This is a genomic window from Sporomusa sp., assembly GCF_035561155.1.
Classification (GTDB): domain Bacteria; phylum Bacillota; class Negativicutes; order Sporomusales; family Sporomusaceae; genus Sporomusa.
Genome location: NZ_DATMYD010000057.1, coordinates 1 through 14141, shown reverse-complemented (window position 1 = coordinate 14141; position 14141 = coordinate 1). Strand labels below are relative to the sequence as shown.

The following is a 14141-nucleotide window of genomic DNA, read 5'->3' as shown; positions in this document are numbered from 1 at the left end:
GTTATGAATATCCCATGAATTTCCTATGAATAAATTCTGTTATTTTTATGAAGCGTGTTATGTTGTAATCCAGAAAAAACACAATTTCTTCACAGGTTATTCATTATAACTTCATGTTGTTTCGTTATAATTACCCTATGAAGAGACTTCATAACACATCACCTTAAGGAGGTTCCCAAATGAAAAAGATAGCGGGGATTCTAGTTTCTACGTTTCTCTTATTGCCGCTTTCCGCTGACGCTTCCATCATCACAAAGGTGAATCCATCTAGTGCTGCTACCTACGTTAGCCAAGTAACCAATACCGGTCCGTGGAATTCGGTGGAAGTACGATACACAAATGGCAAAACCTTACCCACTCTTACACTGACCAAAACCGACTCCAGGGATTATTTGTTTGCTGACAAGGCGCAACTAGTTACTGATGAAGTGGCTTCTGATTTAAAACTCATTGCTACATACCGGAATCCTACAGGATACAGAACGCAAACCAGTAGTCTTGGTCGCTACGAAATTACCCAAGAGCAAATAGCCAGCTTACAAAACGCCAAAAATGTGTCACTACAAGTGTCATTCCGTAACAGTAGTACGATTACTTGGAAGGTTTCAGAAAAAGTATTAAATGAGTGGAAAGAAGTTTTATCCAAGGAACAAAGTCAGGTTTCTTTGCAAAATACTTCCCTTGGCATGAATAATCACGCTGCACATCATGGCGGCTAACTAGTATGGTGAAGACGCGAGACGGCAATAATTCTGCAAGCACTTCATCTATCATCCCAAGTAGTTACTCATTGGAGGACTGTTACGGAGGCCCTGAACCAGCTTTCTAACTGGGTATCATTCTTGATTGGCGAACTTGGCCTGTATCCGTTTTTTCGTTTGATCAGCTTCGAAGAATAGCTGTACTCCTGTCTTATAACCATTGGATACGCTTTCATTCCCTTTACTTCAGCCATGATAAAACCCCCTAATCGTAGTACCATTCATTCTACGACAGGGGGCTTTTTGTTTCACTATCTTAATTCCGGGGTGCTATTCTTTTGGCTTTACCCTTATTAGTTGCTGAGACAAAGGACTGCCGCCGCTTAAACTCAATCTGACAATAACCGCAGTGGACGAGAGGCATGCGCAGGACGAGATTGACCGATATTTAGCGGGGTTTGTCTTCAATAATTTGGATGACCCGGTCGGAGATACCGCATGTATATACCGATAAACATGGCAATTGGGATTGTCGCTGTTACCGTAAAAGTTCCCCAGGCATTCTTAAAAAGCGCATTTACAATAACGATTGCGAGTCCAGCCATAGTCATAAGAATAATAACGAGAACCGCAAAACTGGCAGCCGCACCAGTCGTTCCTCCAACTTCATCCTTAGCAATTTCAGCAAGTGCTCATCCCTTGTGTCGGATTGACGCAAAAAGCACCACCATATCATGAACTCCGCCTGCAAGCACGGCGCCGATTAGTAGCCAAAGAAAACCCGGCACATAACCATACTGAGCAGCTAATGTAGGCCCAACTAGAGGTCCTGCACCGGCAATTGCTGCAAAATGATGTCCAAATACCACCCATTTGTTAGTAGGTATGTAATCACGCCCATCATTGAGTTCGTGCGCCGGGGTTTTGCGGTTTGGATCAATCGCCAAGATTTTGGCTGCAATGAAACAACCGTAGTATCGATATGCCAAGACTAGTACAAGCAGAGTTATAATAATTAGTGTTAGCGCATTCATCTAGACCCTCCATCTATCTTTGGTGGCTAACTAGTAACGATGAAAACGCGAAACGACAATAATCCTCTAACTTCCGCTGTTGGCACATTGCCTTCCTCGCCAATGAGTTTAATTCCTGAAAGCTTGCCATAGACAAAAGTGATGCATACGAAGCTAACATGTCTACGCCCATACGATTACCCAACCAAGCGCTGCGAGAGGTTTTGCATCTACTCTCATCTTCGTTTTCCTTAAGGGGGATTGGGTGGATTATAGTGTTTGTAGCTCTCTAACCAAGCGAGGACCACGGTAAGAACTAGGCCAAATATCGTTGCTGTAACAAGGTGTGATAAGTTTGTTTCCGGCGTAGATTTTTCCAGTATCGATATATGGAAAAGTGTACCCAGTGTGTGGATTGTAACCCAGACTGCCGCACCATAGGTGGAGCCTTTAAGTAAAAGATAACTGTTTTCTAACTTTGGGAGCAAATACGCAAATGCAATACCTATCAGCCCCGCAATCGCTATTTGAAATACTTGGGCGAAGATTTCTTCCCGCGTTGATTCCGGAAAATCACCCCATACCACCATTGCTGCTATATCGAGGTATCTAACCTTGGCGATACCGAGTGTGAAGGATATTAGATTTAGTGCAGCCATTACTACTCCAGCGATAACCCCTGCCAGATAGCCGCTCACGAACTTGTTTTGCAAGCTTACCACCTCTTTAAACGGTAAGTAGTCCTGATCCGAGTGCCCCTTACATAAATATTCCCCCCTGTTACTGTAAGGAGAGATATTTAGTCTACCCTCCCTTTATGCAGATGAACCCTAATTTTCAGGCCTAATTATTAGGTGTTTTCAACAGTTTCGCTCGGCTATTCGGTAACTTTTATTTGTGTTCTCGCAACAGTGTAAACAATTACTACCCCAAGTACCAAATGCGAAACCAGATTCACTATAAAACTGCCTATACCCATTGACCACGTTGGAGTAGCTACTCCGGTGATAATAAAAAACACATTCATTACTCCCCACAGGATTGCCCCCAAAATAATTCCTGAGGAAAAATAAGAAACTACGTATTCTTGTGATATCAGTCTAGCTACAAGCCATCCAACTAAGCCAGTAGCTATTATGTAGGTGAACCAACCTGGGGCGAACAGAGAAAATGTAGCCACTGTATCTACTTTGGAAATATTACTAGCAAATGCTGTCTGATCAATCACCAATTTGATAACACCACCAATTATGCCACCTAATAATCCAGCCAACTCTCTTTGCACTAATGCTACCTCCTCGCTAATTTACTGAGCTTGTCCCTGCCCCCATCATCGTTTGAATCTCCTGCTGTAATGGCGAGAGGCTTTGTATTTTACATCTCTCAACTGGGTAAAAAGCTGTCGTACTTCCGGATTGCTCATATCCATCATAAAGTATTTCCTCCTAAATCAACGGACTTGAAAATTCTTATGCCACAACAGGGGTCTGAAGCTGGTTTAATGAATCATTTGTTTCCTGATTTGCCACAGAACGAAGCTGCTGGGCCGTTTGCTGGCATTGCTGCAGGCACTGTTGAATGTCGTTAGCAGGATTAGCTTCCATAAATGATACACCTCTTCTCTTAAATACCAGACAATATCACTTCATCCAAGTATTAATATAATCATTTTGATTGATTTAATACCTATACTCTGCAATATCAGGCCAGTATACACATGCTCAAACATTAATAATAGCAGGCAATTTAAAGTCCTTGGGAGAATAGCAGTTGACGGACATGTAGGCCTGAAGCCCCAAAAGAGTCACGCTGGGTAGCGGTAGATTATCAAGGTGGTAAGAGTGTATTACGAGCAACAAACGTTGGTTTTTCTTATAACTTTGCGCCTGACACTTCAGTAATCTTTGCCTATGATATCACTGGGCTAAGTCAGCAGCGCAGGAAACGTGGACACTGCCAGCTGACTCGGATAACCAAAAACATCATTATGTCAGGAGGAATACTTCATGACCTAATTAATAGCTTAACAGCCCTTCTAGCAGAAATAAGCTGGCATAGCCGATATCTTCATTGAAAATTCATGATATTTTCACAAGATGTTCATTAGTTTTTCACAATTTCTTCGTATACTTTAATTATCCCACCTTAGGACTCTGTTTGGTGTTCACCGGTAAATTTTGTATACCGGCTGGGCGATCATACAGGAGCGAAAATCCGGCATTTTTTGTTGCCGGATTTTTTTTTGCCATTGAGATAGATTCTATATTTGGACGGATTAAATACAACTGCCTGGCAGCCAAAGGTGCCAGGCAGTTGTATTTATGAAATTTAACCTACTAGTTCAAGAGAATATCAAAATCAGATTTACTCAGTTCTTGTCCATTATGAAACTTCATAGAATATAAGTAAGCCTTGGCTGCGGAAGGGGTTATACCCCTCCCGCAGCTTTAGAGCGAACTTAAAAGTAAAGCTAGAAATCTTTGACTTCGTGAAGCTGAACTTTCCCTTAAGGGTTTCGAGTGTTACAGCCTGTTGAACCCCGACCTTGAGAACGGGGTCTTACAGGCTGTTAACGAGATAATTGTGAGGTGAAAGGATATGTCGAGTATAAATATCAATCCAAATGAACTTTCATTGCTGCTGACCTTAATCGCTATTGCACTATCCGAAGGTAAAGATGTGAATGAAGTAAATTTTATCGGCAATGTGTATATCACCATTGGGACCATCATGGTTACTATTGCGGCCCAAGTAACAGCCCAACAACCAGACCAGAACCTAAAGCAAGATACGCAACCGACAAATCAGGATATTCTGCGACAAATCGAACAATTACAAACGCAAATTGATCAACTCAAACTGAAGTGTGATCTATCATAAAGAGAGACTAAACTTATCCAGCGACTTGGTCATCGGATAAATTTTCTGGCACTAATGTTCCTAACAGAGTGCGTATCCTAGCTGAAGAACGAAGTAATACTAGGTATTGTATCGCTTTCACCGAAAATGAAAAGAAACCCGAGGATAATACTGTAAAGTGCGGTAGCCAGTGACAGACCCGTATATACTCTGGGATTTTTTACAGATTTAGCATAGCCCTGAAAAAGCAGGAGAGCCATTAATGCTTGGGAGATAAAAAGACCAGCAATAAAGGCTAATACGACTGTGAAGCCTATTGATATAGAACTGGCACCTGCTGCTGTTGTAAACAACAAAATCTGAGTTGCAGTTTCTCCGCCGATTCCATGGATTACGCCAATACTGCAGGCACTTCTTGGTCCTATATCTGAGCCGATAGTTTTTTGAACTGCCGGTTTTCCAGTCAGTTTGGAATAGATTAGCGCGTAAAGATTTTGTGCCCCTGTAACGAGTAAAGCTCCTCGACTAACAACCACTGGCTTATTCCTGTTTTGGATTAAAACAAGAATAAGCCATAGGCCCAACCCTATAAGAACGGCCCCGACAACTCGTTCCATTGTTTCGTCTACCCACTCAGGTAACGATTGACCTAAAAATACAGCCAGAAGCCCTAATAAAAGGTTAATAGAGGCATGACCCAACACATAATATAGTGATAAACGTACTCCTTTCTTCGCACTGCTATCTGCTCCCAAAAAATCGGTAGTTGCCGCGATATGGTCCCAATCCAGTGCATGTCTTACTCCGAGAGAAAATCCTACGCCAATTAGTGAAATTATTTCTGTATTCATTTTGGGTTAGCTCCTTTTATTAAGTTAAATTAAATAAAAAATCTCTACCGCCACAAATCGGTAGAGATTACTATGAACTATTGACATAGCTGTTCATACAGTAAAATCCCCTCCCTATCGCTCGCAGGTCAAATGGTGATTATTAAATAGGCAGTTCTTCTGACTCAGGTTCACAGCTTCCTACGCCTTCCCAGAGTAATTTACTCCAGTGACACAAAATGTAGGTTGCTCCCCATTACAGCGGCGGGACCGTGTTGGCTTTACACCAATCTTCCCTATTAAGCCCGTAGGCACCTATTCCGAGTATTTAATTGTCTTCTTAATTCTAGTTTAAGAAGACCGTTAAGTCAAGAATTATAGCTCGAATAGATGGCTTATCTATTCAGGCGTGACCACACATTAAAGACAGGTTCACCTTTACGGTTAAGGCTGGCGTTGAACCAAATTTAGAAGGTGAGATTGTGAGTCAGCCGTGTGCGGCTTACGTCAGAATCAGACATATCCCGAAGGCGGTTATGTTCGAGAGTCAGTACACTTTTCGTACTGAGTTGATAGTTAACAGCCATCGTTGTTCCTTTATAATCGGCAGCAGTGGTTAAGTCCAGACTTGCGTAGGCGGGAAGGGCATTTCTCTCCGCTCTAACATAGCCCACGGAAAAACGACAGTCACCCTGCTTTTCAAGACTGCCATAGGTGGCAGTTAAATAATAGGCATTTTGTGCGGTAGCGGCAGCGGTATTTTTGGTGTATTCCGCGGCGAGGGTTACTTTGCCGACAGGGTAGGCGGCGTTGATTGCCCAGTTTTTAAAGCTATCGTCGTTTTGTTTGATGTAACTAGTGCCGAAAGCACATTTGTCGAACGAAGTTTGTATACTACCACCTATCGAGGATGCTGAATCGGCGGGGACATACTTGTTCTTGAATGTGCTGACTTGAATATTAAGGTTATCGACGGTCGTGGCAAAAGTAATATTTTTCAGATTATCACCCATTATTAGGCCGTTACCGTAGAGTAGGTCGTCTTTGCCAATATGTAAGGTGGATTTATTGTCGGGCAACGCATACTTTAACGCGTACTGGTCAATGTATATACTTTTGGAAGTAGAATTGCTAGTGGGGAAAAGTTTTTCGCTGAAAGAGGTCACTGTAGTTTTGAATGTCAAGTTAGGCAATAGTTCCTTGGTGGCTGTAAGGTTAAGCCTGTAGTCGTTGTCATTGCCCACGCCTCTGTCGTCGGTGGCGCGAAGCGTAAGTGAACCGGTAAATTCCCATGGCGTTAAGACATGATTGTCGGTGGATTCGGCTAAGGAATTTGCATTTGCGGCAGTAATGGCACTGGTTGCAAATATTCCGGTGATAACCATTGCAATAAGTTTTAGTCTCATTTATATCCTCCTTATGTAGATCTGGCTTTATTATATGATAATCATTTTCATTTAGTCAAGCGCCGAGTGTGAAATATTGTAAGAGAAAGACTGTAAGTTAACCATAGACATGGAAAAAACCGCGCTTAGACGCGGTTTGTGGACTAATCTTCTGAACAGACAAATCAATCATTTATTCTTTTTTTACGGCCCATTCTTGGGAAAAAGCCTGGCGTCACTGCCATATACCGGTCATACGCTTCGCCGAAATATTCCCGGGATTCCTGTTCTTCCAACCGGGCCAGCCGCACATACATGACTACTAGGATCGGATACATTAGCACTGTTAAAATCGTCGGAAAGATGTTATGAAGATACGTTGAAAAACTTCTGAATTTATCGTAATAAATAAATTCCCAGTTATGGGCAGGTAGCAACTGGGAACTGTACTAGCATATCCTTCGTCGCTAGTTAATTTTCCTGTTCTTTTTTATCCGGCCCCTTATCGCCGCCGGACTTATCACCACCATGTCCCCGGTGGGAATGGTGACCACCGCAGCATCCGCCGCCCCGCATCATCAGGAATAGGACAAACGCTATCCCCAAATAAGGTAAGATACTGTTCCAATCCATATTTATACCACTCCTTTCGTTGAATAATCAGCAAGCTACACAGAGTTTTGTCACCTTGGATGTAACTTGTGTTGTCTGTGTCTTCATTATACACAACCGATGTGAAAAACTCATGAAAAAGATTTAAAAACTGATGTTATTTTGCATCCAAAGCAGCATTAAGGTTGCTCGATTAATACTTATCATCTTGTTTCCAAGCTAAAGGAACAAAAAAATTCCCAGGCGCAAAGAGCGCCGGGGAAATGTCATTCAAAAATATTACCGCAGATATTTATCCCTAATTGTTTCAAGGTCAGCCTTGGCAAGATCGTCGACCACCTCAATTACGCCTATGATATTCCCGTCTTTATAAATGCCGAACGTTCCATGCGTAGGGCTGAAGAAATTCATCTCATTCAGGCTGGGCTTAGCCTGAAAGATAATAACAACCTTTTTTTCAGTATAACTATAAATTTCCCATAGACCGGCAGGGTTATCGAATCTGGTCAAGTCAATGGTAATGCGGGAATCCACCTGCTTTTCCACGACTACAACAGGCGGCTGAAAGTCATGCCCGACACCCTCAATAGCTACCTGTTGGGAGTCATTCTGTTTGAACGCTTTTTTCACTAATCGGGGATTCGGCACCGTGCTGCTCTCCTGTTTTGCGTCCTGGACCTGAGTCATTTCATTGTTATGTGCAGGTGTGCCGTTGCCGTAATCTGCGTTGGCCGGCGGGACTGATACGGTATCCTTAGATATGTCTACTTTATCCACGTCATCAACTACTTTGATTGCCTCCTTAGTCGCCGTCCCATCGGCAAAGTTGGGAATGATTTCAATTCCAAGCAGCAGAATAAAAACGCAAACCACCAAAATCCCGGCGGCATTCTTATATTTTCCTTTTTTCTTAGTCATCTCCCCCACAGTGTAGCCAGCGCCGGAGATAGCATTGTTAAGGACCGAGGAAGTACAGTGTTCGGCATCATATCTTACCAGAACGTGTCCTGCTGTATAGCTGGCCTTTGCGTGAACAACTCCTCCAACCCGTTGGAGCGCTCGCTCAATCCGGTTCTCACAGGACTGGCATTGCATATTACTTATAGGAAGACGTTTTTGGATCATGCTCATTTCCAGCACTCCTCTTCTATTCCATTATATACCATTATTATATTGTTTCCTTCTGGAATTATGAGTTAACTGGAATTCAACAACTATTTTTCTTCTATATCGCTCGGTTTTCCGCCTTTCGTATTTCGAACCGTTTAATAGCACGTCAATACAATGCCATGCGCACCAAGAGGCGGCACCAATATTCTTGGCTCGCCGCCTCTTACTTTGATATTTAATGCGCCATCATCTTCTCCCGGGCACTTCTTTAAGAATTCCACGGATAGACTGAGCTTGGCTATCAACTATAGCTTTATCTCATAGACAGCGAGTAGATGTAAAAAGGATCGATCATAAAAAGAGAAAACCTAACCTAGAACCAGGTCTCCCTTAGCTAAATTACCAACCCATCGGCATTCCTATGCCAGTCATCGGCGTTCCCATGCCAGTCATCGGCGTTCCCATGACAGTCATCGGCATTCCCATGCCAGTCATCGGCGTTCCCATGCCAGTCATCGGCGTTCCCATGCCAGTCATCGGCGTTCCCATGCCAGTCATCGGCATTCCCATGCCAGTCATCGGCGTTCCCATGCCAGTCATCGGCATTCCCATGCCAGTTATCGGCATCCCCATGCCAGTCATCGGCATTCCCATGCCAGTCATCGGCACTCCCATGCCAGTCATCGGCACTCCCATGTTAGTTCCCATGCTAGTCATCTGCATTCCCATACTAATCATCTGCATTCCCATACTAGTCATTTGCATTCCCAGGCTAGTTCTCATGCTAGTCATTGGCATTCCCATGTTAGTTCCCATACTAGTCATTGGCATTCCCATGTTACTTCCCATGCTAGTTATTGGCATTCCCATGTTACTTCCCATGCTAGTCATTGGCATTCCCATACCAGTCATTGACGTTCCCATGCCACCCATCGACATATAATCGGGTGTAAAGGCAAAATTGACAATCACCATCAATACAATTACTCCCACGATAAAACCAAGCGAATATTTCAACCACTTATTCATATTATCCTCCTTGATCATCCATGATTAATAATTGATTCACCATACTGTTGGCTCGTGATGATGAGTGCTGTTGATCATTGCGAGCGCAGTGAAGCACCAGCTTGGGGTGGATATTTGGGTGTTAAGAAATATCTATTATTGGTTTTCCGATTCGGTATTACGTTCTGAACAATCCAGATTTTTAATATAGTAAAACACAGATACCAATACGGAAACAATTAGCGCTACTACAAAAGTTTTATTGAGAAACTCGATTACACTCCACATACCGTAATAAGAGCCAAACATTAACCATATCATTTTGATCATGATAAAACGCTCAATCGCGAAAAAAACGAAAAAAATTCCTGCTATGATAGCCAAACTGACTATACCTAACAGCTCTATCTTTTGTGTATCTGTTTGTTGTTGAATCAATAACTCTCTTATTATAAAGATCCCCCGGGCAAAAAGAATAAATAGGGTTAGCAATAGTAAAACCTTTATAATAAAGAGTATTAAGGGTGATGCGCTACTTACCTGATAACCAATGAGCCCTAATTCAAATCTCAATAAAACTCTGCCGATAATTATTCCGCCGATAACGATCATCACGATCTGTAGAATGTGCTCACCAACACTTTTGTCACTCATGCCGTTTATCACCATCCTTGTAAGAGTTCAATAAACTCCCTACTTGGTTTTCTCACCTCCAATTCATATGTTGTTATTAGTATGGTTCGCAATTTTGTGATTATCCTTAGTAAGTAATCCCAAAAAAAGGATGAAAAACAAGGTTGCTTCACTATCATTCGCAATGACAAAACGCAAATTTTTTAACACGTTATATATAGAACAAGAGGCAGGCCATACTCTCGGCTCCGCCTCTTGTTTTAAATATTACATTGTCATTATCTTACCTGGCGCTTCCTTAAGCAGTCCCCGGACAGTCTGGACTTGGCTATCCACTGTAGCTTTATCCGGCGTAGGTTTACTTACTTCATCGTGTAGTGTCATAACCGCCTGACGCAGTCTGTCCCGGAACGCAGTATCAGAAAAATGGGAAACCAGACGGTCATTAAGTACTACCAGGTTACCAGCCGATTGCTTGGCCTGAGGTAATTGATTGGCCTGGGATTTTGCGGCAATGTCATCAACAGCCTGGTTCATCTGAGCGATGATGGGCTTAGGATCCTCCATGGTTGCCTGCTGCCCAGCCTGTTGCTGCTGGGCCGGAGGGTTGGCCGGAGGCTGGCTCTTTGGCGCGGCACAGCCGGTAAAAATCAGCGCCACACCCAGTAGACATATTACGCCATAATGTTTATACTGCATATCTTGCACCTTACATCATGCCCATGCCGCCGCCGGATGAGCCACCACCGGACGACATGCTAGCGCCGCCGGACGTACCACCGCCACCGCCGGATGTACCACCGCCACCGCCGGATGTACCACCGCCGCCACTTGGCATATTACCCATGTTGTTCATCGGCATTTGGCTCATCATGCCCATGCCGCCGCCACTTGGCATATTACCCATGTTGTTCATCGGCATTTGGCTCATCATGCCCATACTGCCGCCACTCGGCATATTACCCATGTTGTTCATCGGCATTTGGCTCATCATGCCCATGCCGCCGCCACTCGGCATATTACCCATGTTGTTCATCGGCATTTGGCTCATCATGCCCATGCCGCCGCCACTTGGCGTATTACCCATGTTGTTCATTGGCATACCCATGCCGCCGCCACCTTGCATATTGCTCATCGGCATACCCATGCCGCCGCCACCTTGCATGTTGTTCATCGGCATACCCATGCCGCCGCCACCTTGCATATTGCCCATCGGCATACCCATGCGCACTCCACCTTGCATGGTGTTCATCGGCATTTGGCCCATTTGCATATTACCCATCGGCATACCGTACGGCATTCCCATAGGCATATTGTTCATGGGAACCATCATCACAGGTACCATCATACCGCCGTTAAACCCTACGTTACCACTGGGCATTTTGGCTCCATTGGAAAAGCCCGCATTCATTCCCTGCATCATTTGTCCCTGTCCGTAAACGGGCTGCTGATTCGGCGTAAGCAGTCCGACAACAGCCATCAAAATCAGGATACCCAACAACGAATACAATGAGAATCTGAGCCACTGATTGTTTTCCATAAATATACTTCCTCCTTTAAATATTGTAGAATGATGGGAACCGGAAGGCTGGGAACTTGGCTTGCCTACTATGTTAACAACGCTATGGGCTAAATAGCTCGCTCCAGCACCTAGCGCCACCACCAGCAAAGCAATCAGGAAAAACATATACACCGAGCCTAAGAATCCGAGACCGCTCAATACATTCACCTCATATGCCACACAATCAGGAGAAAAAGTGTGACTGACAAAATAAACGGAGTCAGTATAAAGATAATGTTGGTAGTGAGGTTATGGACCCACCCTAAATACCCCTTCTGTTCATGCATGTTAGCCATCATTGCCTATCCTACTTCCTGTTTCCAGACAAGTAATTGGGACAGGGTAATATTGGATGCGTGCATCATGCGCATCATAGCGTAGTTAGTAGGGTAAACAGTCCGTACCCCTGCTATTTCCTATCGTTTTTGTCACCAGGTTTGTTACCGTTTTGGTTAAAAGCAGGCGGTGTAGACAATTGGGCAGGCTGAGCCGCCGGTTCCCCGTTGATGACTTCAGCCTGGGCAGGTTGCTGTCCGCCCTGCTGGTTGTCGAAAAACTGGGTTTGCATATACTGGACTAGAGCCACGGTCAGTGTGACAACCAGCGCTATCATGAGTAGCTTTACTAAAAACCCGATGAGCCCGAAAAGCATAAACTGGGGAGAAGCCCCATAGCCCAGGCCACCACCAAATTCCAGGCTGCGAAAAAGGGCGGTGATAAAGTAAAACCCAAAAATGGCGGCAATGACGATCGCCATAGTCTTTAGCACCGGGTCCTGGTTGATATATTCCATGGTCTTAGAAGACTGGACAAAGTTTTTAGAAGACTGGACAAAGTCCTTAGAAGACTGGACAAGCCCGTCCGGTTGGTTGATAAACTTGCGGGCGCCCATGACTAAGCCGGCAATGAGCGCAAACACCAGCACCAAAATCAGGATGTTCATAAGCAACCCGATAAGCCCGGGGATTATCCCGCCCAAAAACGCTCCACCTCCGCCGTAGTAGCCACCGCCGTAGCCGTCTGCCATACCGTTATGGCCAATGTTGCCTGGGCCGGCATACCCGGTACCGCCGAAATTAAACCCGAATAAGAAACCAAACACCAGTAGCCCCGCGAAAACGATAAGGACTACCCTTAAGCTGGGATCACCTTTGGAAGAATCATCCATACAAACCATCCTTTCTTTTTTTATTTTTTTATTTATGGTAAATGTTACGGGGTAGCTTTAAAGTCGCTGGCAAACTTTCTTATCAGGACCAAGGCGCCCAGTACCATACCAAACACAATAACAATAAGCGCTATCTTGAATACCCAGGAATAATCCCCACCGGACATGGCTCCATGCTGCATGGCTGTACCGGTCATTCCTGCCATGGAGGCGGAGGACATTTGTGCCCGCACTGCCCTTGCTTCATAGGCGATTTGAGCCATTTGCTGATTGAAATCGTCACTTAACCTGCTCAAGATAAGCGTGCTGCGAGCCAGCTCGGAAATTCCCTGATGAAGCTGCTGCATTTTTTGGGTGTTATATACATAGCCCTCTGACGGCGCGTAGGGATTCACATTGACCATGGCAAGGGCTTCCTGCAGCAGCCTGTTGGCCTGAACCAATTTGGCCCGGTTCTGCTGTGTGAGATTATACCGGCCAACATAAGTTTCCGTTGCTGGCGGGCTAGCTTCCGGCATTACGCTCTGGTCAGTCAGGTCGTTGTTCAGTTCGTTAAGCAGCATCATGGCCTGAGAAAATTTAAAAATGCCGTTATGAAGCTGTTCCAGTTTGGTCTGGTCATAAACGATGTTGCCCGCGTTGGACGGAAAATCTGCCCGTTTTTCACCAGGATTGATATTAATGGTAACTCCCTCTCGCGAAGGTACATTAATACTGCCTGCGGTACCGGCCGGGGTTGTGGTCCGGCTGGGCAGCGTGATTTGGGAATAGGGATCGGTGGTTATTAGCTCCATAGCCTGGTTTAATATGGTTGTTGCCTGCGTAAGCTTATCCTTATTTTGGCTGGCCAGGTTATTAAACGGACTCGGCGGCATCTGCTGCCCGTTCATGCCCGGCATTCCAGCCATCTGGTTCCCGGCGGTACCGCCACCTGGAGCCATATTGGCAAAAAACTGGGACACATAAGGAATATTAATGCCCATCATCTGCGCTCCGTAAAGCGCCGCGCCAGCAATGAGTACAACAATGATTAGAAATAACAGGAACCTCATCACATCATCTCCAACTCAGGATTCTGATGATAGCATGTTTCTTTTCGTTCAATGTTATTCTTTTACATCAAAAAAAACTACGGCAGACCAATTAACTAACAGGAGTAAATGACTCCCCTGTCGAATTAGATATTATCTGATTTGATGGGGGTTTTTGCATGCCACTACCGAAGAATCGAATAATTCCCGAACGGAAGATTAACTATCGA

General features: G+C 44.5%; 17 protein-coding genes, 1 pseudogene and 1 riboswitch. Of the genes and pseudogenes, 2 read left to right on the top strand and 16 right to left on the bottom strand.

Translation table 11 applies throughout. The features are described 5' to 3' along the window. Positions 1–179 precede the first annotated feature (179 nt). Entirely contained in the window at positions 180–719 is a 540-nt protein-coding gene (locus tag VN447_RS06790) for a hypothetical protein (RefSeq protein WP_325524137.1), read from the top strand. Between the two features lie 68 nt (positions 720–787). Here the strand turns inward: VN447_RS06790 and VN447_RS06785 are convergent, their stop codons facing one another. The 5 genes and pseudogenes from VN447_RS06785 to VN447_RS06765 all read right to left on the bottom strand — a co-directional run bounded on the left by VN447_RS06785 (position 788) and on the right by VN447_RS06765 (position 3318). After that, a complete protein-coding gene (locus VN447_RS06785; protein WP_325524135.1) occupies positions 788–955 on the bottom strand; it encodes a hypothetical protein in 168 nt (55 codons plus the stop codon). Between the two features lie 225 nt (positions 956–1180). Then, positions 1181–1735 (bottom strand): annotated as a pseudogene (locus tag VN447_RS06780) (carbon starvation CstA family protein); the annotation flags it as partial. Positions 1736–1965: 230 nt separating this feature from the next. After that, complete coding sequence (locus VN447_RS06775) at positions 1966–2427, bottom strand: DUF6789 family protein (RefSeq protein ID WP_325524133.1); 462 nt, start codon at positions 2425–2427, stop codon at positions 1966–1968. Between the two features lie 164 nt (positions 2428–2591). Then, on the bottom strand, positions 2592–2999 hold the full coding sequence (locus tag VN447_RS06770; RefSeq protein ID WP_325524131.1) for a hypothetical protein: 408 nt from the start codon (positions 2997–2999) through the stop codon (positions 2592–2594). Between the two features lie 184 nt (positions 3000–3183). Next, positions 3184–3318, bottom strand: coding sequence for a hypothetical protein (locus VN447_RS06765; RefSeq protein WP_325524130.1), 135 nt, complete (start codon positions 3316–3318; stop codon positions 3184–3186). 994 nt (positions 3319–4312) lie between these two features. Here VN447_RS06765 and VN447_RS06760 point away from each other — a divergent pair. Beyond that, positions 4313–4594 (top strand): hypothetical protein, encoded by a 282-nt coding sequence (locus tag VN447_RS06760; protein WP_325524128.1) that lies wholly within the window; start codon positions 4313–4315, stop codon positions 4592–4594. 77 nt (positions 4595–4671) lie between these two features. Here the strand turns inward: VN447_RS06760 and VN447_RS06755 are convergent, their stop codons facing one another. From VN447_RS06755 to VN447_RS06705, 11 genes are all read right to left on the bottom strand, one after another. Continuing rightward, a complete protein-coding gene (locus VN447_RS06755) occupies positions 4672–5424 on the bottom strand; it encodes a hypothetical protein (RefSeq protein WP_325524126.1) in 753 nt (250 codons plus the stop codon). 132 nt (positions 5425–5556) lie between these two features. Continuing rightward, positions 5557–5737: riboswitch (cobalamin riboswitch) on the bottom strand. A gap of 133 nt (positions 5738–5870) precedes the next feature. Then, complete coding sequence (locus VN447_RS06750) at positions 5871–6809, bottom strand: porin (protein WP_325524125.1); 939 nt, start codon at positions 6807–6809, stop codon at positions 5871–5873. Positions 6810–6973: 164 nt separating this feature from the next. After that, positions 6974–7126 carry a hypothetical protein gene (locus VN447_RS06745; protein ID WP_325524123.1) on the bottom strand — a complete coding sequence of 51 codons (153 nt, stop codon included), beginning with the start codon at positions 7124–7126 and terminating at the stop codon, positions 6974–6976. Between the two features lie 133 nt (positions 7127–7259). Further along, positions 7260–7421: a hypothetical protein gene (locus VN447_RS06740; protein WP_325524121.1), complete on the bottom strand. Its 162-nt coding sequence runs from the start codon at positions 7419–7421 to the stop codon at positions 7260–7262. Between the two features lie 258 nt (positions 7422–7679). Next, positions 7680–8531: a heavy-metal-associated domain-containing protein gene (locus VN447_RS06735; protein WP_325524119.1), complete on the bottom strand. Its 852-nt coding sequence runs from the start codon at positions 8529–8531 to the stop codon at positions 7680–7682. A gap of 378 nt (positions 8532–8909) precedes the next feature. After that, entirely contained in the window at positions 8910–9539 is a 630-nt protein-coding gene (locus VN447_RS06730) for a hypothetical protein (protein ID WP_325524117.1), read from the bottom strand. Between the two features lie 135 nt (positions 9540–9674). Further along, positions 9675–10172 (bottom strand): hypothetical protein, encoded by a 498-nt coding sequence (locus VN447_RS06725; RefSeq protein ID WP_325524115.1) that lies wholly within the window; start codon positions 10170–10172, stop codon positions 9675–9677. 246 nt (positions 10173–10418) lie between these two features. After that, complete coding sequence (locus VN447_RS06720) at positions 10419–10850, bottom strand: hypothetical protein (protein WP_325524113.1); 432 nt, start codon at positions 10848–10850, stop codon at positions 10419–10421. Between the two features lie 10 nt (positions 10851–10860). Then, entirely contained in the window at positions 10861–11691 is an 831-nt protein-coding gene (locus VN447_RS06715; protein WP_325524111.1) for a hypothetical protein, read from the bottom strand. Positions 11692–12121: 430 nt separating this feature from the next. Further along, entirely contained in the window at positions 12122–12880 is a 759-nt protein-coding gene (locus VN447_RS06710; RefSeq protein WP_325524109.1) for a hypothetical protein, read from the bottom strand. 44 nt (positions 12881–12924) lie between these two features. Next, on the bottom strand, positions 12925–13932 hold the full coding sequence (locus tag VN447_RS06705; protein WP_325524107.1) for a hypothetical protein: 1008 nt from the start codon (positions 13930–13932) through the stop codon (positions 12925–12927). Positions 13933–14141: the final 209 nt, after the last annotated feature.